We start from the raw sequence: 19,387 nt of genomic DNA on the forward strand, positions 1-19,387 counted from the left end.
GGCGAGGGCTTTTTATTTTAGACCTGTCCATTCTTTTCTCTCTTTCTCCTTGAACAAAAATTCGGCAATTATTTGTAAATTGCTCCATCTCCGCCAATAGTTAACATAATGTTAAATGCACTTTCGATGTATATAACGTAAACAGCTGTGATGCAGGCTCACGTGGCTAAACAGAGTCATGAAAAACGTCAGCCAACCATCTTTTATGGCCTAGGTGCCACCGTGGGAATAAATCAAGGAGGAGTTATGCCTCGTACCGTAAATCCATCTGACTTCCAAAATAAGCGAAAGGAAGTTCCAGATAACGAATACGCCAGAACCATTCCATGCAATACCGTGAATCTTTCTGCACCATTCCATTGGCTCGCTCTAGGCCTGCACGACTTTGTCCGCATGCCGATCATCAGTGCCTTTTACGGCATCTGTTTTATGGCGGCCGCGATCGGCATTGTGTTGCTGGTGCAATGGCAAGGCACACACTTGGTAGTGATGCCAAGTCTAATTGTCTACATGCTAATCGGCCCATTCCTAGCACTCGGCTTATATGACGCAAGTTGGGAGAGAGAGCGCGGACACAAACCAAGCTTGTTCCATTCAATGAAAGCCATTGGGCGCAACTCCACCTCCCAATGGGCATTCGCCGTTATGCTCGCAGTGTGTATGATTTTCTGGATGCGAATCGCCGCACTACTTCACGCTCTATACCCTTCTGTGCAAGGTGCTCCACTTACTGAATTCCTACCATTTTTGGTTATAGGTTCTCTAGTCGGTTTTGTCTTGGCATGTGTGGTGTTCAGCATTTCTGCTTTCTCAATTCCACTTATGATGGAACGTCGCGTTGATATGATGACAGCCGTTTTCACCAGCTTCAACGCTGTAAAATCCAACATTCCTGCGATGATCGTATGGGCAGCCATTATTTGTGGCGGCATCTTAATTGGCTTTGCGACATACGGTATTGGTATGCTCTTCACTATGCCAATCCTAGGTTACGGTACATGGCATGCGTACCACGCGACTGTTAAGAAAAAACACACGCCTTAGAAAACTGATGCTATGATCCAGCCCTCGCCAATGCGGGGGCTTTTTTATTGAGTAAATGGGGTGAATCGTGGATATAGAACTGAGCTACAAAGCCAAGCAAGTGATGGCCGATTGCATCGCCATGGCAGAACAAGCTTTCCAACGTTCTTTCCCCATTCCATCCCTGACTTTCAATGTACGTGGCAAAGCCGCAGGAAAAGCCTACTTACAGCTGAATGAGGTTCGATTGAATCCAAAACTCTTTAAAGAAAACCCTCAAGCCTTTCTTGAAGAAGTGCTCCCACATGAAGTCGCGCATCTCATTACTTATCAAGTCTACGGTCGAGTTCGCCCGCACGGAAAGGAGTGGCAAGGCGTAATGGAAGCCGTGTTCAAAGTCCCAGCCAAAACCACTCACAGCTTCGATGTGGCCTCTGTGCAAGGTAAAACCTTTGAATACCAATGTAGCTGTATGACCTACCCGTTATCGATTCGTCGCCATAACAAAGTTCTTCGCAAAGAAGCGGTGTATTCATGCCAAAAATGCCGCCAACCACTTAGCTTTACTGGCACGCAGCTCTCCTAAAGCCACGAGCATCCACTTTTCTGTTCCAGAAAGAGAGACATTCGAACTCAAAGCACTGCTTTTCTAGTTCTACTGTTAACTTACTCATCACTAAAGCCCATTTATGCGTGTTAGAATGAATAAAGTCATACTTTATAAAGACTTTAATCATGAAATACCTGTTCTCTTTATTCCTACTTGTGCTTTCTAGTGCGGCAATGGCTGCACCTCCAAGCTCTTTCTCTGCGGCTAAGCGTGAAGCGGTAAAAATTTACGCCGATCACCCAACCAGCTTCTACTGTGGTTGTGACATCAAATGGCAAGGTAAGAAAGGCGTACCGGATCTTGCTTCATGCGGCTACCAAGTTCGTAAGCAAGAAAAGCGCGCATCACGCATCGAATGGGAGCACGTTGTCCCAGCATGGCAATTCGGCCACCAGCGTCAGTGTTGGCAAAATGGTGGACGCAAAAACTGCACAAGAAACGACAAAGTTTTCAAATCAATGGAAGCTGATCTCCACAACCTGACTCCGGCTATCGGTGAGGTAAACGGCGACCGTTCAAACTACAACTTCAGTCAGTGGAACGGTATGGACGGCGTAAGCTACGGTCGTTGTGAAATGCAAGTTAACTTTAAGCAGCGTAAAGTCATGCCGCCCGATCGCGCGCGTGGTTCAATTGCACGTACTTACCTCTACATGAGTAAAGAGTACGGCTTCAAACTTTCGAAACAACAAACTCAGTTAATGAGTGCTTGGAACAAAACCTACCCTGTAGACAAGTGGGAATGTGAGCGTGATGAGCGCATTGCTAAGATTCAAGGCAACCACAACCCATTCGTTCAAGAGGCTTGTCGCGCACTGTAATTCTTCCTGCAATTATCGCGATACACCTCCGTAGTTTGAGGCGTTGTCATTTACTGCAATGGAAACGCCTCTTGCCCCTTGTTTTTTCGGTGGAAAGCATCCATGTTAGTGTCTAAACACTCGCGTATGCAGGAAATCGAAACACTATGCGTATCCCTCGAATTTATCATCCAGAAACCATTCAACAACTTGGCATCATTGCTCTGAGCGACGATGCTGCCGGCCATATTGGTCGCGTGCTGCGCATGAAAGAAGGGCAAGAAGTCCTACTGTTTGACGGTAGCGGCGCAGAATTCCCAGCAGTCATCAGCGAAGTCAGCAAAAAGAATGTAATGGTTGAGATCACTGAACGCGTAGAGAGCGACATTGAGTCACCACTTGATCTTCATCTTGGTCAGGTTATTTCGCGTGGCGACAAGATGGAATTCACCATCCAAAAATCGGTAGAGCTTGGCGTAAATACCATTACACCACTTATCTCTGAACGTTGCGGCGTAAAACTGGATCAAAAACGTTTTGAGAAGAAACTGGCTCAGTGGCAAAAGATTGCGATCAGTGCGTGTGAACAGTGTGGTCGCAACGTAGTACCTGAAATTCGCCCGATCATGAGTTTAGAAGAGTGGTGCCAAGAAGAGTACGACGGCTTGAAGCTGAACCTTCACCCTCGTGCGAAGTACTCGATAAACACTCTGCCAACGCCTGTTGAAAAAGTTCGTCTATTGATTGGTCCTGAAGGCGGTCTATCTTCCGACGAAATCGATATGACTCGCGAATACCAATTTGAAGAGACGCTACTCGGTCCTCGCGTTCTGCGCACCGAAACTGCGGCTCTGACAGCAATTACAGCCTTACAAGTTCGTTTCGGCGATCTTGGTTAAAACGGAGAAAAATAATGATCAAACTCGGTATTGTAATGGACCCTATCGCGTCCATTAACATCAAGAAAGACTCTAGCTTTGCCATGATGCTTGAAGCGCAACGCCGCGGCTACGAAATCCACTACATGGAAATGAACGATCTGCACCTAGACCAAGGTAAAGCGATCGCAGACACCAAAGTGGTTGAGCTCAAAGAAGATCCAAACGGCTGGTACGAATTCAAGTCAGAGCAGACTATCGAACTGTCCGAGCTTGATGCTGTACTGATGCGTAAAGATCCTCCGTTCGACACTGAATACATCTACGCAACTTACATCCTTGAACGTGCAGAAGAGCAAGGCGCACTGATCGTGAACAAGCCACAAAGCCTACGCGACTGTAACGAGAAACTGTTCACAGCTTGGTTCCCAGAGCTAACGCCAACCACTATCGTGACGCGTAAAGCAGAAAAGATTAAAGCCTTCCGTGAAGAGCACGGTGATGTGATCCTAAAACCACTTGATGGTATGGGCGGCGCATCTATCTTCCGCGTTAAAGAGAACGATCCAAACGTATCTGTGATCATTGAGACGCTAACGAACCATGGTCAAAACTACGCGATGGCACAAACCTTCGTGCCAGACATCAGCAATGGTGACAAACGTATCCTAGTGGTTGATGGTGAACCAATGCCTTACTGCCTTGCTCGTATCCCTGCAAAAGGTGAAACGCGTGGTAACCTAGCGGCAGGCGGCACGGGTGAAGCTCGCCCACTAAGTGAAACTGATATGAAGATCGCTCAAGCAGTGGCACCGACCCTAAAAGAAAAAGGCCTTATCTTTGTTGGTCTTGACGTGATTGGCGACAAGCTTACGGAAATCAACGTAACTAGCCCTACTTGTATTCGTGAAATCGAAGCGGCTTTTGATATTTCAATCACTGGCAAGCTAATGGACGCAATTGAGCGCCGCGTAAAAGGCGAATAACTCAAACTGTATTACAGTTAATAAAGAGTGTTGCGGATTAAATTAAGCAAACTCATGCACATACCTACACGGGTGAAAACATGGTGTTTGCTTAAGTATTTTAATAGCCTTATAAGGTCGAGATGAGAATGAACCTCACAAACCACTTCTTAGTTGCCATGCCGGGAATGAAAGATCCCTACTTCCAGAATAGCGTTATCTACGTCTGTGAACACAACGAAGAAGGCGCTATGGGGTTGATGATCAACGCACCTGTCGATATCACGGTTGGTAGTATGCTTAATCAAGTCGAAGTGCAACCTGTGCACCCTCGACTGTTTGAAGCAAGCTTGGATAGGCCAGTTTACAATGGCGGCCCTGTTTCTGAAGATCGCGGTTTTATCCTGCACAAGCCAAAAGACTACTACGAATCAAGCATTCAGATGACCGATGAACTGGCGGTGACTACCTCTAAAGACATCTTGTCAGTACTGGGAACAGAAGCCGAACCTAGCGACTATTTGGTAGCACTGGGATACTCAGGCTGGAGCGCTGGTCAGTTAGAAACCGAGTTGGCTGAGAATTCTTGGCTGACCATCGAAGCGACGCCTGAGATCATTTTCGATACACCGATTATCGATCGCTGGAAAAAAGCAGTCGAGAAGCTTGGCATCGATCCGAGTCAACTGTCTGCGGATGCTGGCCACGCTTAAAGGCGTAAACAACCACTACTTTCATTTATTTAGATTCGAGACTCCTTATGTCACGTACAATCATGGCCTTCGATTTCGGTACCAAGAGCATTGGTAGTGCCATCGGGCAAGAAGTCACAGGCACAGCCTCACCGCTAAAAGCATTCAAAGCGAATGACGGCATTCCAAACTGGGATGACATCGAAAAGCAAATTAAAGAGTGGCAACCAGACCTATTAGTGGTGGGTTTGCCGACAGACTTACACGGTAAAGATCTAGAAACCATTACACCACGAGCAAAGAAGTTCGCCAATCGTCTCCAAGGTCGTTACGGTTTGCCCGTTGAATTGCATGATGAACGCCTATCAACGGCAGAAGCACGCGCTGAGCTGTTCAGTATGGGTGGCTACAAAGCGCTATCGAAAGGCAATATCGACTGCCAATCCGCGGTGGTGATTCTTGAGAGCTGGTTTGAAAACCTTTGGGGTGAGTAGACATTTCAAGCGTAAATAAAAAAGGTTGGCTTCTGCCAACCTTTTTTATTTCTGGAGTAGATTATACCAATCACAGTAAATAAGTGATCAGAAATAGCGTAGGGAAAATGCTTCAGAACAAGGCGCAATTTTTCGATAAGTAGTTATTCTACAATCAAAAATTGCAACGCAGTTATCGAGTATTTTAACAAGCTAGAATGACCAGTTATTTACTACGATTGGTATTAATCCATATCGATCTTAACGTTCGCCAGCGTGCCTGTAGAGAAGGCTTCACCACGTTGCGTCTTCAACATCAAACGCAGATCGTTGGCTGAATCCGCACTGTGCAATGCATCTTCTTCGCTGATCTTACCTTGCATCACCAATTTGTAGAGCGATTGGTCGAAGGTCAACATCCCAAATTCGTTAGAGCGAGCCATGGTTGATTTCAACTCATGCAGATCACCTCGACGGATCAGATCAGAAACACGCGGGCTGTTTAATAAGATTTCAAACACGCCATGACGTCCTTGACCGTTTTTATCGCGGATCAACTGCTGACCGACAACACCTTTTAAGTTCATCGACAGATCAAACAGGAACTGATCTTTCTGATCTTTTGGCACTAGGTGCAAAATACGCTCAAGCGCTTGGTTTGCATTGTTGGCGTGCAGTGTCGCCATACACAAGTGACCTGTCTCAGCAAAGGTCATTGCGTATTCCATCGTTTCTCGGCTACGGATCTCACCAATCAAAATCATGTCTGGAGCCTGACGTAACGAGTTTTTCAACGCCACCTCATAGCTGTCGGTGTCTAGGCCCACTTCACGCTGTGTCACGATACAACGCTTATGCTCGTGCACAAATTCAATCGGGTCTTCTACCGTCAGGATATGGCCAGTTTTGTTGTTGTTTCGATAGCCCGTCATCGCCGCCATAGTCGTTGACTTACCAGAACCAGTTGCACCAACCACCAGCACTAAACCACGCTTGGCAATGGCAAGATCTTGCAGCACCAAAGGTAACTTGAGTTGCTCAAACGTCGGAATATTGGTTTCAATACGACGAATGACTGCTCCCGGCAATTCACGTTGGAAAAAGGCACTGACACGGAAGCGACCACAATCACGGACAATGGCAAAGTTAGACTCACGGCTTTTGCGAAACTCCTGACGTCGCTCTGGGTCCATCGCGCTGTCAAGCAACAAGGCGACGTCATTTTCAGTCAACTTATCGCCTTGCGGGCGCAGTTCGCCATCGACACGAAACAAGATCGGTGCACCAACAGTGATATAGAGATCCGACGCTTTTAACGCCAGCATGCCTTCGAGAAATTTATTCAGGTCCATTATCCGTCTTCATTTTATCAAGATGTCTATTACGAGAATTGCTGCGCTTCAATTTCGATTTTCTTATCCACTTCTTCACGAGTAACCATACCTTGCGCCATCAATTGGCGAGCGTTTTGCTCCATGGTTTGCATGCCGTGCGCCGCACCAGTTTGAATGATTGAGTACATCTGTGCGACTTTATCTTCTCGAATAAGGTTACGGATAGCAGGTGTCGCCATCATGATTTCATGACAAGCAATACGACCGCCGCCGTTACGTTTTAATAGTTTTTGCGCGATAACCGAACGCAATGATTCAGACAGCATCGAACGCACCATGTCTTTGTCACTACCAGGGAAGACGTCAATAATACGGTCGATGGTTTTCGCTGCTGAGCTAGTGTGCAGCGTACCGAAAACAAGGTGGCCCGTTTCAGCGGCTGTCAGCGCCAAACTGATGGTCTCTTTATCACGCATCTCACCAACTAGAATTACATCCGGGTCTTCACGCAATGCGCTGCGCAGTGCGTTTTGGAAGCTGTGTGTATCACGGTGTACTTCACGTTGGTTGATCAGACACTTATTGTTGGTGTGAACAAATTCAATCGGATCTTCAATTGTTAGGACATGCTTATTGTGATTACGGTTAATGTAGTCAACAATGGCAGCCAAGGTAGTCGATTTACCAGAACCCGTAGGACCGGTAACCAGTACCAAACCTTTTTCGGCATTGGCGATCTTTCTGAAGATCTCTGGAGCTTCTAGCTCTTCCAGTGTTGGGATACTACTTGGGATGGTACGGAACACAGCCGCACAACCGCGAGATTGGTTGAAGGCGTTGACACGAAAACGGCCAACGTTATGCAATTCAAATGAGAAGTCGACTTCGAGTTTTTCTTCGAACTCACTGCGCTGCGCATCGTTCATGATTTCAAAAACCAAACGATGCACTTCTTGGTGTGTAAACGCTGGAATGCCCAGTTTTCTCACATCACCATCAATACGAACCATTGGTGGTACACCTGCAGAAAGATGTAGATCCGAAGCATTATGTTTTACACTAAAATCCAGTAACTCAGTGATATCCATTTAAAATCCTTAAGTCTAAAGTACAGCTATGAGTAGTATTCAACAAAACATTGAACATATCACCTCTCAAATTCGACACGACGAACAAAAGTGCGGTCGTTCTCCAGAGTCAGTGCAACTTCTAGCAGTAAGCAAAACTAAACCTGTCGAGGCAATTCTCGAAGCTTACCAAGCTGGTCAAATAGCATTTGGTGAAAACTACGTCCAAGAGGGCGTCAGTAAAGTTCAGCACTTTGCCGAACATTATCCAGATAATCGAATCGAATGGCACTTCATTGGTCCAATTCAATCCAATAAATCACGCCCTGTCGCTGAACATTTCGATTGGGTTCACACCATTGATCGCGCTAAGATCGCTCAACGTCTCAATGATCAGCGCCCTAGTGAGCTAAAACCGCTACAAGTTCTGATTCAAGTTAACACCAGTGGTGAAGAATCAAAATCTGGTGTCGCCGATGCAGAAATATTCGAGCTAGCTGAGTTGATTTCTCGCCTGCCAAACCTCACGTTAAGAGGGTTGATGTCGATTCCTGCCAACGTGCCAGATTACGAATCACAACTTCGTGCATTTAAGCAACTTGAAGAGCTAAAACAAAAGCTAGCTCAGCAGTACCCAGATGTCGACACACTGTCCATGGGGATGAGCGGTGACATGGATGCAGCAATCGAAGCAGGTAGCACCATGGTGCGCATCGGCACGGCGATCTTTGGCGCGCGCGACTACAGCAAACAGCAATAAAAGCGACTCGTTGTCAGACACTGCGAATTTGAGTCTGACCGCCTTTCTTTAGGCAGTCAGAGCAATGTGGTGCAATTATACACCTGAGCGTACAACAAATTGTAAGAATTTATATTTGGAAATCAGACATATGGAACATAAAAAGATTGCCTTTATCGGCGCAGGAAACATGGTGCGAGCGATTGTTTCTGGCCTTGTAGCAAATGGCTACCCTGCACAGAACATCGTTGCGACCGCACCATCTGACACGCGTCGCCAACCTCTTGAGCAAGACTTTGGTATCCGCACCACCAGCGATAACATCGCAGCCGCGTCAGAAGCGGATGTTGTGGTATTGTCTGTAAAACCACAAATGATGGAAGACGTTTGTAAACCACTGCAATCTATCGACTTCAGTGACAAACTGGTCATCTCCATCGCGGCAGGCATAAACTGTTCACGTTTGGATGACATGCTAGCAGCTAAGCTGAACTTGGTTCGCGTGATGCCAAACACGCCATCGCAACTTGGTCTAGGCATGAGTGGGCTTTATGCTCCTGAACATGTGCAAGAACAAGATAGAGTCTTCGCGGCAGAGCTAATGCAAGCCTGCGGTAAGGTATGTTGGGTTGAAAAAGAGTCTGGCATCAACAACGTGATAGCAGCGGCAGGCAGTGCACCAGCTTACTTCTTCCTGTTTATGGAAGCGATGCAAGCAGAAGCGATTGCTCAAGGCTTCGATAAAGACACTGCTCGCACGTTAGTTCAACAATCCGCACTTGGTGCAGCAAGTATGGTGGTAGAAAACCCAGAAACTGAGCTTTCTACACTGCGTGAGAACGTGACATCAAAAGGCGGCACGACAGCAGAAGCACTACGTACGTTCAACGAGCACCAACTGTCTGATATTGTGGCGAAAGCAATGCAAGCTGCAGTTGCTCGCGCTGAAGAAATGGAAAAACTGTTTTAATGACTTGAGTGATACCCACTCTGTGTCACTCACTTACTTGTTAAGGGTACCTTATGAATTCAATGAGTTTTCTAATCTCAACCCTATTTGACCTGTACATCATGGTCGTGATTTTGCGTATTTGGTTGCAGGCTGCACGTGCAGATTTCTACAACCCATTCTCGCAGTTTATTGTCAAAGCAACCCAACCGATTGTAGGACCGATGCGCCGCGTGATCCCATCCATCGGTAGCATCGACTTAGCGACGGTACTGTTCGCTTACGTGCTGTGTGTACTTAAGTTTGTTGCACTGATCCTAATTGCTTCAAGTGGTTCAGTTTCTTTCAGTGCTGATTTCCTATTCCTAGGTTTACTATCGCTGGTTAAAGCCGCAGGTGGCTTGTTGTTCTGGGTACTACTAATCCGCGCAATCCTAAGCTGGGTTAGTCAAGGTCGCAGCCCTATCGAGTACGTGTTCCACCAATTAACAGAACCAATGCTAGCGCCAATCCGCCGCATCATCCCTGCAATGGGTGGCTTCGACTTAAGCGTACTAGTACTGTTCATCGGCCTGCAATTCGCTAACTTCCTAATGGGCGACATGATTGGTCCTATCTGGTATCAACTATAATGTCAGAAGCAGTTTGGCATGATGGCGAGGATGTAGTGCTTCGGCTCTACATCCAACCAAAAGCAAGTCGTGACAAGATCGTCGGCTTACATGGTGAAGAACTCAAAATTGCCATCACCGCGCCGCCTGTCGATGGTAAAGCGAATGCGCACTTAACCAAGTTTTTAGCCAAACAATTTAAAGTTGCTAAAGGTTTGGTTCACATAGAAAAAGGTGAACTGGGACGTCATAAACAAATTCGGATAGAATCCCCAGTACAAATACCGACAGAAATTAAAGCCATCATTTGATGGCTTTTTATTTACGAAATTCGTACCAATAATTAAACGCCCGATTCGAGGAAGTGATAATGAGCAAATGGATTACCGCCCTACTGATCAGCCTATTGTCTTTACCAAGCATGGCAGGTCAGTTCAAAACCATGAAAGACATCGAGGTACACTACATCGCGTTTAACTCGACCTTTTTAACCCCCAAGATCGCCCGTAGCTACGACATAAAACGCAATGGCTACAATGCAGTACTGAATATCAGCGTGCTCGATAGTGCCTCTCTGGGTAAACCTGCCGTTGAAGCTAAAATCAGTGGTCAGGCAAAGAACCTTATCGGTCAAACACAAAAGCTCACTTTCCGCGAAGTGAAAGAAGGTGATGCGATTTACTACCTAGCAGAGCTCGGTATTACTAACGAAGAAACTTTTACCTTCGATATTGACGTTAAAGCTGGAAACAAAGGCTCAGGTAAGCTTAAATTCACCCAGAAATTTTATGTCGAAGAGTAATTGGGTTGTGATGTTCTAAAAGCTTTTAGACCATCATAACCCTAGAACCAATTTAATCAGGGAGAACACTGCGTTCTCCCTTTATCGCTACAGAAAGAGACGACCATGAAAAAGATAGTGCTAGCAACAGGCAACCAAGGCAAAGTTCGTGAGATGGCAGATCTGCTGTCTGACTTCGGTTTTGAAGTATTGGCGCAAAGTGAGTTCAACGTATCTGAAGTAGCAGAAACTGGCACGACTTTCATCGAAAACGCGATCATCAAAGCTCGCCATGCAGCACAAGAAACGGGTCTTCCTGCGATTGCGGACGACTCTGGCTTAGAAGTCGATTTCTTGAAAGGCGCTCCGGGCATTTACTCTGCGCGTTATGCAGGTGAAAAAGCCTCTGACCAAGAGAACCTAGAGAAGCTGCTTAAAGCAATGGAAGGCGTACCAGAAGCAGAGCGCACCGCTCGTTTCCACTGCGTATTGGTTTTGATGCGTCACGAGAACGATCCAACCCCTATCGTTTGTCACGGTAAATGGGAAGGTCGCATTCTCACTGAAGCACACGGTGAAAATGGCTTTGGCTACGACCCAATCTTCTTCGTACCTGAAGACAACTGCGCGTCTGCCGAACTTGAGCCAGCACGTAAGAAGCAACTGTCTCACCGTGGTAAAGCGCTCAAGTCGTTGTTTGCTCAACTTTCTGAGCAAGTGTCTCAGTAATCACGAGCGAATTAGACCATGTTAACGCCCCCAGCACTGAGCTTGTATGTACACATCCCGTGGTGTGTACAAAAGTGCCCATATTGCGACTTTAACTCTCACGCACTTAAAGCCGAGATCCCAGAAGAAGAGTACATCAATGCCCTTCTTGAAGATTTGGATACCGACATTGAGAAATACCGTCTTAACGAAGCGCCACGTCCACTGCATTCAATCTTCATTGGTGGTGGTACGCCGAGTTTGATTTCGGCAGAAGGCATCGAGCGTCTACTTAAGGGCATTGAAGCGCGGATTCCGTTCAAGCCTGAAATCGAAATCACCATGGAAGCTAACCCTGGCACCATTGAAGCTGAGCGTTTTGTTGGCTACCGCAAGGCTGGTGTAACGCGCATCTCTATCGGCGTGCAGAGCTTTGAGCAACAGAAGCTTGAGCGTTTGGGGCGCATTCACGGCCAAGACGAAGCCGTCAATGCTGCTAAGCTGGCACACCAAATCGGTTTGAACAGCTTTAACCTCGATCTCATGCACGGCTTACCAGATCAAAGCATCGAACAAGCCTTAGCAGATTTGGACAAAGCGATTGAGTTGGCGCCACCGCACTTGTCTTGGTATCAGTTGACCATCGAACCAAACACCATGTTCTATTACAAGCCACCGACTTTGCCAGATGACGATGACTTGTGGGATATCTTCGAGCAAGGACATGAGAAACTTGCTGCGGCAGGCTACGTTCAATACGAGATTTCTGGTTACAGCAAGCCGGGCTATCAGTGCCAGCACAACCTGAACTACTGGCGCTTTGGTGACTACCTTGGCATTGGTTGTGGCTCACACGGTAAGCTGAGCTTTGCTGATGGTCGCATCATTCGTACCACTAAGGTCAAACACCCGCGTGGCTATCTGATGGCATACCAAAACATGGTGAAGCCGTACTTGGATAGTGAACAGCTTGTAGCTGATGAAGATCGCCCGTTTGAGTTCTTTATGAACCGTTTCCGCTTAATGGAAGCGTGCCCGAAACAAGACTACATCGATACGACAGGTCTGCCGTTGAGCTCAATTCAAGAGACTATCGATTGGGCGCTTGAGATGGGTTACCTGAGTGAAACCGAGACTCACTGGCAAATTACCGAGAAAGGTAAGCTGTTCCTCAATGATTTGCTCGAAGCCTTTATGGCGGAAGAGGAATAAGAAGATTCGGGAACGGACTGCGTCCTACAGAACGCTTCGCTCCGAGAGATTCGCTGAAACGGCTATGGATATATTCGACCAAGCCAATATAGCCTTTTTCTCTGCTACAAATAACAAAGGGTTGGCGCTCAAACGCCAACCCTTTCTTTTATTCATAGCCGCATCATATAGAAAGAGATTCCCGACCACGCTCCTTCGTCGCTCTCGGGAATGACCTTAATAGAATCCGATGCTTTTGTCTGTCACTCTATAACGAAGCAATACAAGTTCCCTCCCCCCTTCAAAGCAATCTATTAACTCTACAAGATGCTTAGATCACTTATTTTGGTCATCCTCAAGAGCGAGGCACGAGCGAGTTGGGGATCTCTTTTTCCTAAACCGAAGCGTTCCCAAAGGACGCAATCCGTTCTCGCTTCTCGTCTCTTTTCCTTAGAAAATCGAACGACCAATACGCTCTGCAAGTAGTTCAAGTGCTTTAGTACCAGCGAGTGAGTTACCAGATGCATCAAGCTCTGGTGACCAGACCGCAATCGTCATTTCACCCGGTACGACAGCGATGATGCCACCACCAACACCTGACTTACCCGGCATACCAACGCGGTAAGCAAATTCACCAGCACCATCATACAAACCACATGTTGCTAGCAATGCATTCAACTGCTTGGTTTGCGTTGGTGATACGACAGGCTTACCCGTTTGTACCGACGTGCCTTTATTAGCTAAGTAGCTAAAGGTCTTCGCAAGATCGACACAGCTCATCTTCAATGCACACGCATGGAAGTAGTTTTGCAGAACGGGGATGACCTCGTTCTCGAAGTTACCAAATGAACGCATCAAGTATGCAATCGCAGCGTTGCGGTCGCCATGCATCATTTCAGACGCAGCAACCACTTTGTCGTACACGATATGAGTATCACCAGATAGCTGACGAGCAAATTCCAATAGACGCTGACGCGGCGCAGAGAGACGGCTTTGCAGCAAATCAGCAACTACAATAGCACCAGCGTTAATGAACGGGTTACGTGGAATGCCCTGCTCCATCTCTAACTGGATCATCGAGTTAAACGCCTGACCAGAAGGTTCTTTACCTACACGACACCAGATCTCTTCTTGCTTGTACAAGCACATTGCCAGAGTCAGGCTCAACGCTTTTGAGATCGACTGAATCGAAAATGACTCTTCTGCATCGCCCGCTTTAATCACTTCACCTTCATTGGTGTATACCGCTATACCCAGCTTAGTATTGGGTACTTTTGCCAATGCGGGAATGTAGTCGGCCACTTTGCCTTGGCCAATTAAAGGGCGAACTTCCGCCAGAATGTCTGTCAAAATTTGCGCTGTAGGTTTCATCTTCTACCTTCTTGTCACAAGAACCCAAATAGCTGAGTTCAGAGGTAAAAAAAGCCAACGCGGACGTTGGCTTTTCCATGGAATTTATTCGACTCAAGTCGATTATGGTTTTATTGCCACAATGATGTTGCGGTTGATGGATTGATCAACACGGTGAAGATAACCGATGTAAGGGTCTTCTGAAAGCACCTTCCACCCTTGCTCTTCAAATAATGACGCCACGTCTTTCCACTTCAAAGTGAATTCGTTGAAAGACAGCACCACAGAACCTTGTTTTTTCAACACCACTTTCCATGCAGGCAGAGCCTCTTTCAGAAGCTCCAGTGGGCTGCGGTTCAGTTTGCTGTCTTTGGCATTTTTGCTGCCGTGTTGCACGCCGTAAGGCAAGTCTGACACCATCACATCTACCGAGTTCTTCTTCACAACTTGGTCAGCAATACGCGTATCTGCTGAGTACAGCTTCATCGTTTGAAGATTACCTTTGTTGTAATCGTCTTTGTCCGCTGCAGCCTCAACCACGAAGCCATCTGCCACTTTTTTACCACCAGAAGTGCGCTTTTCTTTGCTCACTTTGTGCTTAAAGCGACCGTTCTTCATGAACTTAACGATGAAGGTTTGGATCTCTTGAACCCATTTCTGGTTGATCTCAACACCCACAACATTCAAGCCGTGGATCAAACCTTCAAACAGTGTTGTACCTTTACCACACATAGGATCCATCAGCGTCAATTGCGCACTGCCCGTGTTGGCAGCACTTACACCTAGGTTCACCATCAAACGCGTAAACTGCTCGTTTGTTTTACCTGTGTAACGCAGGATCTGACTCATGCTCTCAGGAAAAGTATTGAATGCAGGCGCCTGAATTGGACGTAATAAGCCATCTTCACGCACTTCAAATAGCGCGTAGTAGATAGATGACGCAGCAATCTTGCCTGCCTGTGCTTCACTTAGTGCTGTTTCGCAAGAGAACACAAGTGCAGCTGGAAGACCCACGTCTTTATTGCCAATTTCAGTTACTTCAACACCTTCCGACGCCAAAATCGCTTTTAGCTCAGAACATGCAATCGTCATAGCGCTATCAAAGTAAATACGGTTATGACCCGGATTCGCTAATATCGCGTAGTGGTACATCTACTGGCTCCTTAAGCAGTACGCTTGAATTTGATATCCCACACACCGTGACCTAGACGGTGACCGCGAGCTTCAAATTTAGTCAGTGGACGCTCTTCTGGACGAGGGATGAAATCACCTTCTTCAGCGATATTTTCGAAACCAGGCGCTTGGTTCATGATTTCAATCATATGCTCAGCGTAGTTTTCCCAGTCTGTCGCCATGTGGAAGATACCTTCATTAAGGATAAGCTTCTGACGAACCATTTCAGCGAACTCAAGCTGTACGATACGACGCTTGTGGTGACGCTTTTTGTGCCATGGGTCTGGGAAGAACAGTTGTAGCGTTGCTAGGCTGCCATTTGGGATCATGTGTTCGAATACTTCTACCGCATCGTGACACATTACACGTAGGTTCGTGATACCTGCTTCGCGAGCATCTGCAAGACAAGCACCAACACCTGGACTATGCACTTCGATACCGATGAAGTTTTTCTCTGGCGCGTTCTTTGCCATTTCAACCAATGAAGCACCCATACCAAAACCGATCTCAAGCACTACTGGGTTATCGTTGCCAAATACTTCTTTCCAATCAAGAAGTTCTGCTTTGTAGTCGATACCCATTGTTGGCCAGCACTCGTTCATCGCATTCTCTTGGCCCTTAGTTAGACGACCTTCGCGACGCACGAAACTGCGGATTTTACGGATCATTTTACCGTCTTCGTTGTATTCGTTAGTGGTTACTTCACTCATTGATTTTGCCTGCACATTGATTAATCAAAGCGGGGATTATCCAAAGAATTCACTTAGGTGCAAGTATTTGTTGAGCTATCAGACTATGGCAGCCCAAAAGCAAACAAACCAGACACAATATCCCCACAGTTTATCTGTTGTACTTACACCACAATCTGTGGTGCAATTTTGCTCCTAACCAATAATAGAATACAGAGCAAGTCGTGACACCTTTCGCCAGTGCCATCTTAGAATGGTATGACGCATATGGAAGAAAAGATCTTCCGTGGCAACAAAACAAGACCGCTTACAGTGTCTGGTTGTCTGAAATCATGCTTCAGCAAACTCAGGTCACTACGGTTATCCCTTATTACCAACGCTTTTTGGAGCGCTTCCCGACCGTGGTCGATCTTGCCAATGCTGAGCAAGATGAAGTGCTGCACCTTTGGACCGGCTTAGGTTATTACGCACGTGCTCGTAACCTTCATAAAGCCGCAAAAGAGGTCGCCCATAAGTACAATGGTGAGTTTCCTCTAGACCTAGAGCAGATGAATGCCCTACCGGGGATTGGTCGCTCCACCGCCGCTGCGGTTCTTTCGTCTGTCTATAAACAGCCACATGCGATATTAGATGGCAATGTAAAGCGAACACTCTCACGCTGCTTTGCCGTAGATGGATGGCCGGGACAAAAGAAAGTCGAAAATCAATTGTGGGAAATCGCAGAGACGCACACACCACGAACGGATGTCGACAAGTACAACCAAGCCATGATGGATATGGGTGCCATGATGTGTACCCGCAGTAAGCCTAAGTGCACCTTGTGTCCGGTCAACGAGCTTTGTGTAGCAAAGAAACAAGGTAACGTGCTTGATTACCCGGGTAAGAAGCCGAAAAAAGACAAGCCGGTCAAGCAAACACGTTTCGTTATGCTGCATCACAAAAATGGCGATAGTCACGAAGTGTGGCTAGAACAAAGACCGCAGACGGGTATTTGGGGCGGGCTATTTTGCTTTCCGCAAACTGAGCATATTGATGTGGAGAGCGATATCGATTTACTACTTGAACAGCGTGGTATTCAAGCTAGCGACATTAAACATCAAGAGACGCTGATTACATTCCGCCACACATTCAGTCATTACCACCTTGATATCACGCCGATTTTGATTGACCTGTCAAAGCAACCTAATGTGGTGATGGAAGGTAACAAAGGTCTTTGGTATAACTTATCTAAACCTGAAGAAGTCGGTTTGGCAGCCCCAGTAAAACTCTTACTGGAAGCGCTACCCCACGAGCTTCGTTAATTAATTGCAAGGAGTCATTATGAGCCGCACTGTTTTTTGTGCTCGACTAAAGAAAGAGGGCGAAGGTCTAGACTTTCAACTTTACCCAGGTGAACTAGGTAAACGTATTTTCGATAATATCTCGAAAGAAGCTTGGGCTCAGTGGCAGCACAAACAAACTATGTTGATCAACGAGAAGAAGCTCAACATGATGGATCCTGAACATCGCAAACAACTTGAGACTGAAATGGTGAATTTCTTGTTCGAAGGTAAAGATGTTCACATCGAAGGCTACACGCCACCAAGCGAATAAAGCAAACTTGTTTTAAAACAATGACATCACAACCAACCTTGTGGTGTCATTTTTATATTAGAGCCCACAAAGCCATCTCAATAGTTATGAAAAAAATTGCCTTTATTGCTACCGCACTCTTAATGGCAGGTTGTAGCCGCGAATTCGTCGAGCAAATTTACGACGTCAATTACGAGCCAACCAACCGTTTTGCCAACAACTTAGCAGAACTGCCGGGACAGTTTGAAAAAGACACCGATGCACTCGATGCACTGATCAGCAGCTTCTCTGGCAACATTAAAAAGCGTTGGGGCCAACGCGAAGTGAAGTTTGCAGGTAAAAGCAATTACGTAAAATACATCGATAACTACTTGAGCCGCGCTGAAGTCGACTTCCAAAAAGGTGTGATTACCATAGAAACGGTTTCTCCAACAGAGCCACAAAAACACCTTAAGAACGCCATTATCACCACGCTTTTAACGCCAGATGATCCGGCTAACGTTGACCTGTTCTCTTCCAAAGAAATCAAATTGGAAGGTCAGCCCTTTCTCTATAAACAGGTTGTCGACCAAGACAAAAAGCCCATTCAGTGGTCATGGCGAGCAAATCGCTTTGCCGATTACCTAATCGCAAACCAAGTCAAAACCAAGGATGTCGACTTTAAGAAAGCGTATTACGTCGAAATCCCAATGGTGGAAGATCACTTCTCACAGCGTAGTTACCAATACGCTGATATCGTGCGTCGCGCCTCGAAGAAATACGACATCCCTGAAGATTTGATTTACGCCATCATCAAAACCGAAAGTAGCTTTAACCCGTATGCGGTAAGTTGGGCAAATGCGTATGGCTTGATGCAGGTTGTTCCAAAAACAGCTGGTCGTGACGTATTCAAGCTGGTGAAGAATCGTTCTGGGCAGCCAAGTCCAGAATATTTATTTAACCCAGAGAACAACATTGATACCGGAACGGCTTACTTTTACATCCTTAAAAACCGTTATTTGAAAGATGTACAGCACCCAACCTCGTTGGAGTACAGCATGATTTCTGCTTACAACGGCGGAACTGGTGGTGTTTTAAACACTTTCCATCGAACTGATCGCAAACGCGCAATGAAAGATTTAAATTCTTTACAGCCAAATCAAGTTTATTGGGCATTAACAAAAAAACATCCAAACGCAGAAGCACGTCGTTACCTAGAAAAAGTTACAAATTTCAAAAAGGAATTTAACGCTGGATAAACTTTAGCGCGATAGTTGAATAAAAAGCGTTCGAACAACCACTTTTTTGAAATTATTTAAAAAAAGTGGTTGACGCAAAGCAGGAAAATCCGTTTAATAGCGCTCCGTTGCCCGGATAGCTCAGTCGGTAGAGCAGAGGATTGAAAATCCTCGTGTCGGTGGTTCGATTCCGCCTCCGGGCACCACAATTTGATTTGTTGGTGTCTTAACTAAATGTTATTGCACGAACGAAGCACAAAGAATATAGTGTGCCGACTTAGCTCAGTAGGTAGAGCAACTGACTTGTAATCAGTAGGTCACCAGTTCGATTCCGGTAGTCGGCACCATTCTTTTGCCTCGATAGCTCAGTCGGTAGAGCAGAGGATTGAAAATCCTCGTGTCGGTGGTTCGATTCCGCCTCGAGGCACCATATTTGGTGCGCTTGCTTAAAGCAAGACACAAAACAGAATAGTTCCTCCTTAGCTCAGTTGGTAGAGCGACGGACTGTTAATCCGCAGGTCACTGGTTCAAGTCCAGTAGGAGGAGCCAACTTCTAGAGTTTCAT

22 protein-coding genes and 4 tRNA genes are annotated in these 19,387 nt (G+C 46.3%); 21 read left to right on the forward strand and 5 right to left on the reverse strand.

Annotated elements, in window-relative coordinates; all coding sequences use genetic code 11:
• Positions 1-246: 246 nt before the first annotated feature.
• The 7 genes from J4N37_RS13575 to ruvX all read left to right on the forward strand — a co-directional run bounded on the left by J4N37_RS13575 (position 247) and on the right by ruvX (position 5,462).
• Positions 247-1,044, forward strand: a complete 798-nt coding sequence (locus tag J4N37_RS13575; protein ID WP_010450336.1) for a DUF2189 domain-containing protein — start codon at positions 247-249, stop codon at positions 1,042-1,044.
• Between the two features lie 67 nt (positions 1,045-1,111).
• Positions 1,112-1,609 (forward strand): SprT family zinc-dependent metalloprotease, encoded by a 498-nt coding sequence (locus J4N37_RS13580; protein ID WP_045389730.1) that lies wholly within the window; start codon positions 1,112-1,114, stop codon positions 1,607-1,609.
• A gap of 149 nt (positions 1,610-1,758) precedes the next feature.
• On the forward strand, positions 1,759-2,454 hold the full coding sequence (gene endA / locus J4N37_RS13585; RefSeq protein WP_010450340.1) for a deoxyribonuclease I: 696 nt from the start codon (positions 1,759-1,761) through the stop codon (positions 2,452-2,454).
• A 146-nt stretch (positions 2,455-2,600) separates the two neighbouring features.
• On the forward strand, positions 2,601-3,332 hold the full coding sequence (rsmE, locus tag J4N37_RS13590; protein ID WP_038886322.1) for a 16S rRNA (uracil(1498)-N(3))-methyltransferase: 732 nt from the start codon (positions 2,601-2,603) through the stop codon (positions 3,330-3,332).
• 14 nt (positions 3,333-3,346) lie between these two features.
• Positions 3,347-4,297, forward strand: a complete 951-nt coding sequence (gene gshB / locus J4N37_RS13595; protein ID WP_045389733.1) for a glutathione synthase — start codon at positions 3,347-3,349, stop codon at positions 4,295-4,297.
• 128 nt (positions 4,298-4,425) lie between these two features.
• The gene (locus J4N37_RS13600) at positions 4,426-4,989 is read left to right on the forward strand and encodes a YqgE/AlgH family protein (RefSeq protein ID WP_010450344.1); all 564 of its coding nucleotides are present in this window, start codon (positions 4,426-4,428) and stop codon (positions 4,987-4,989) included.
• A 47-nt stretch (positions 4,990-5,036) separates the two neighbouring features.
• A complete protein-coding gene (gene ruvX, locus J4N37_RS13605; protein WP_010450345.1) occupies positions 5,037-5,462 on the forward strand; it encodes a Holliday junction resolvase RuvX in 426 nt (141 codons plus the stop codon).
• A 224-nt stretch (positions 5,463-5,686) separates the two neighbouring features.
• Here ruvX and J4N37_RS13610 read toward each other — a convergent pair whose 3' ends face one another.
• On the reverse strand, positions 5,687-6,793 hold the full coding sequence (locus tag J4N37_RS13610; RefSeq protein WP_010450346.1) for a PilT/PilU family type 4a pilus ATPase: 1,107 nt from the start codon (positions 6,791-6,793) through the stop codon (positions 5,687-5,689).
• A 29-nt stretch (positions 6,794-6,822) separates the two neighbouring features.
• Entirely contained in the window at positions 6,823-7,863 is a 1,041-nt protein-coding gene (locus J4N37_RS13615) for a type IV pilus twitching motility protein PilT (RefSeq protein ID WP_010450347.1), read from the reverse strand.
• A 28-nt stretch (positions 7,864-7,891) separates the two neighbouring features.
• Here J4N37_RS13615 and J4N37_RS13620 point away from each other — a divergent pair, with 28 nt between their 5' ends.
• From J4N37_RS13620 to hemW, 7 genes are all read left to right on the forward strand, one after another.
• A complete protein-coding gene (locus J4N37_RS13620) occupies positions 7,892-8,602 on the forward strand; it encodes a YggS family pyridoxal phosphate-dependent enzyme (RefSeq protein WP_010450348.1) in 711 nt (236 codons plus the stop codon).
• A 130-nt stretch (positions 8,603-8,732) separates the two neighbouring features.
• The gene (gene proC, locus J4N37_RS13625; RefSeq protein ID WP_071235275.1) at positions 8,733-9,551 is read left to right on the forward strand and encodes a pyrroline-5-carboxylate reductase; all 819 of its coding nucleotides are present in this window, start codon (positions 8,733-8,735) and stop codon (positions 9,549-9,551) included.
• Positions 9,552-9,604: 53 nt separating this feature from the next.
• Entirely contained in the window at positions 9,605-10,162 is a 558-nt protein-coding gene (locus J4N37_RS13630) for a YggT family protein (RefSeq protein ID WP_182027296.1), read from the forward strand.
• Entirely contained in the window at positions 10,162-10,452 is a 291-nt protein-coding gene (gene yggU / locus J4N37_RS13635; protein ID WP_005425805.1) for a DUF167 family protein YggU, read from the forward strand. Before J4N37_RS13630 ends, yggU begins: the two co-directional genes overlap by 1 nt.
• A 59-nt stretch (positions 10,453-10,511) precedes the next feature.
• The gene (locus J4N37_RS13640) at positions 10,512-10,943 is read left to right on the forward strand and encodes a DUF4426 domain-containing protein (RefSeq protein ID WP_005425804.1); all 432 of its coding nucleotides are present in this window, start codon (positions 10,512-10,514) and stop codon (positions 10,941-10,943) included.
• A gap of 105 nt (positions 10,944-11,048) precedes the next feature.
• Positions 11,049-11,651 carry an XTP/dITP diphosphatase gene (locus J4N37_RS13645; RefSeq protein WP_005436525.1) on the forward strand — a complete coding sequence of 201 codons (603 nt, stop codon included), beginning with the start codon at positions 11,049-11,051 and terminating at the stop codon, positions 11,649-11,651.
• Positions 11,652-11,669: 18 nt separating this feature from the next.
• Positions 11,670-12,842: a radical SAM family heme chaperone HemW gene (hemW, locus tag J4N37_RS13650; RefSeq protein WP_045480178.1), complete on the forward strand. Its 1,173-nt coding sequence runs from the start codon at positions 11,670-11,672 to the stop codon at positions 12,840-12,842.
• Positions 12,843-13,271: 429 nt separating this feature from the next.
• Here the strand turns inward: hemW and glsB are convergent, their stop codons facing one another.
• From glsB to trmB, 3 genes are all read right to left on the reverse strand, one after another.
• Complete coding sequence (glsB, locus tag J4N37_RS13655) at positions 13,272-14,192, reverse strand: glutaminase B (protein ID WP_005425799.1); 921 nt, start codon at positions 14,190-14,192, stop codon at positions 13,272-13,274.
• Between the two features lie 102 nt (positions 14,193-14,294).
• Complete coding sequence (locus J4N37_RS13660; protein ID WP_010450354.1) at positions 14,295-15,323, reverse strand: TRM11 family SAM-dependent methyltransferase; 1,029 nt, start codon at positions 15,321-15,323, stop codon at positions 14,295-14,297.
• An 11-nt stretch (positions 15,324-15,334) separates the two neighbouring features.
• The gene (gene trmB / locus J4N37_RS13665) at positions 15,335-16,054 is read right to left on the reverse strand and encodes a tRNA (guanosine(46)-N7)-methyltransferase TrmB (RefSeq protein WP_005449665.1); all 720 of its coding nucleotides are present in this window, start codon (positions 16,052-16,054) and stop codon (positions 15,335-15,337) included.
• Between the two features lie 203 nt (positions 16,055-16,257).
• On the opposite strand from trmB, the gene mutY reads away from it, so the two are divergent.
• The 7 genes from mutY to J4N37_RS13700 all read left to right on the forward strand — a co-directional run bounded on the left by mutY (position 16,258) and on the right by J4N37_RS13700 (position 19,371).
• Positions 16,258-17,334 carry an A/G-specific adenine glycosylase gene (gene mutY, locus J4N37_RS13670; RefSeq protein WP_088880359.1) on the forward strand — a complete coding sequence of 359 codons (1,077 nt, stop codon included), beginning with the start codon at positions 16,258-16,260 and terminating at the stop codon, positions 17,332-17,334.
• Between the two features lie 19 nt (positions 17,335-17,353).
• Positions 17,354-17,626 (forward strand): oxidative damage protection protein, encoded by a 273-nt coding sequence (locus J4N37_RS13675; RefSeq protein ID WP_005425792.1) that lies wholly within the window; start codon positions 17,354-17,356, stop codon positions 17,624-17,626.
• A gap of 86 nt (positions 17,627-17,712) precedes the next feature.
• On the forward strand, positions 17,713-18,843 hold the full coding sequence (gene mltC, locus J4N37_RS13680) for a membrane-bound lytic murein transglycosylase MltC (protein WP_038886310.1): 1,131 nt from the start codon (positions 17,713-17,715) through the stop codon (positions 18,841-18,843).
• Positions 18,844-18,952: 109 nt separating this feature from the next.
• A tRNA-Phe gene (locus J4N37_RS13685) sits at positions 18,953-19,028 on the forward strand.
• Between the two features lie 65 nt (positions 19,029-19,093).
• A tRNA-Thr gene (locus J4N37_RS13690) sits at positions 19,094-19,169 on the forward strand.
• 7 nt (positions 19,170-19,176) lie between these two features.
• A tRNA-Phe gene (locus J4N37_RS13695) sits at positions 19,177-19,252 on the forward strand.
• A gap of 43 nt (positions 19,253-19,295) precedes the next feature.
• Positions 19,296-19,371: transfer RNA gene (locus tag J4N37_RS13700), tRNA-Asn, on the forward strand.
• Positions 19,372-19,387 lie beyond the last annotated feature (16 nt).

Source organism: Vibrio sp. SCSIO 43153 (assembly GCF_023716625.1).
Classification (GTDB): Bacteria; Pseudomonadota; Gammaproteobacteria; order Enterobacterales; family Vibrionaceae; genus Vibrio; species Vibrio rotiferianus.

Bases quoted from the DNA above. Each gene is read 5' to 3' on its own strand.
- J4N37_RS13610 (WP_010450346.1), bottom strand. From the start codon at position 6,793: ATGGACCTGAATAAATTTCTCGAAGGCATGCTGGCGTTAAAAGCGTCG.
- J4N37_RS13675 (WP_005425792.1), top strand. From the start codon at position 17,354: ATGAGCCGCACTGTTTTTTGTGCTCGACTAAAGAAAGAGGGCGAAGGT.
- J4N37_RS13640 (WP_005425804.1), top strand. From the start codon at position 10,512: ATGAGCAAATGGATTACCGCCCTACTGATCAGCCTATTGTCTTTACCA.
- mltC (WP_038886310.1), top strand. From the start codon at position 17,713: ATGAAAAAAATTGCCTTTATTGCTACCGCACTCTTAATGGCAGGTTGT.
- J4N37_RS13620 (WP_010450348.1), top strand. From the start codon at position 7,892: ATGAGTAGTATTCAACAAAACATTGAACATATCACCTCTCAAATTCGA.
- ruvX (WP_010450345.1), top strand. From the start codon at position 5,037: ATGTCACGTACAATCATGGCCTTCGATTTCGGTACCAAGAGCATTGGT.
- J4N37_RS13630 (WP_182027296.1), top strand. From the start codon at position 9,605: ATGAATTCAATGAGTTTTCTAATCTCAACCCTATTTGACCTGTACATC.
- glsB (WP_005425799.1), bottom strand. From the start codon at position 14,192: ATGAAACCTACAGCGCAAATTTTGACAGACATTCTGGCGGAAGTTCGC.
- rsmE (WP_038886322.1), top strand. From the start codon at position 2,601: ATGCGTATCCCTCGAATTTATCATCCAGAAACCATTCAACAACTTGGC.
- trmB (WP_005449665.1), bottom strand. From the start codon at position 16,054: ATGAGTGAAGTAACCACTAACGAATACAACGAAGACGGTAAAATGATC.
- proC (WP_071235275.1), top strand. From the start codon at position 8,733: ATGGAACATAAAAAGATTGCCTTTATCGGCGCAGGAAACATGGTGCGA.
- J4N37_RS13645 (WP_005436525.1), top strand. From the start codon at position 11,049: ATGAAAAAGATAGTGCTAGCAACAGGCAACCAAGGCAAAGTTCGTGAG.
- hemW (WP_045480178.1), top strand. From the start codon at position 11,670: ATGTTAACGCCCCCAGCACTGAGCTTGTATGTACACATCCCGTGGTGT.
- J4N37_RS13615 (WP_010450347.1), bottom strand. From the start codon at position 7,863: ATGGATATCACTGAGTTACTGGATTTTAGTGTAAAACATAATGCTTCG.
- J4N37_RS13660 (WP_010450354.1), bottom strand. From the start codon at position 15,323: ATGTACCACTACGCGATATTAGCGAATCCGGGTCATAACCGTATTTAC.
- J4N37_RS13575 (WP_010450336.1), top strand. From the start codon at position 247: ATGCCTCGTACCGTAAATCCATCTGACTTCCAAAATAAGCGAAAGGAA.
- endA (WP_010450340.1), top strand. From the start codon at position 1,759: ATGAAATACCTGTTCTCTTTATTCCTACTTGTGCTTTCTAGTGCGGCA.
- J4N37_RS13600 (WP_010450344.1), top strand. From the start codon at position 4,426: ATGAACCTCACAAACCACTTCTTAGTTGCCATGCCGGGAATGAAAGAT.
- gshB (WP_045389733.1), top strand. From the start codon at position 3,347: ATGATCAAACTCGGTATTGTAATGGACCCTATCGCGTCCATTAACATC.
- yggU (WP_005425805.1), top strand. From the start codon at position 10,162: ATGTCAGAAGCAGTTTGGCATGATGGCGAGGATGTAGTGCTTCGGCTC.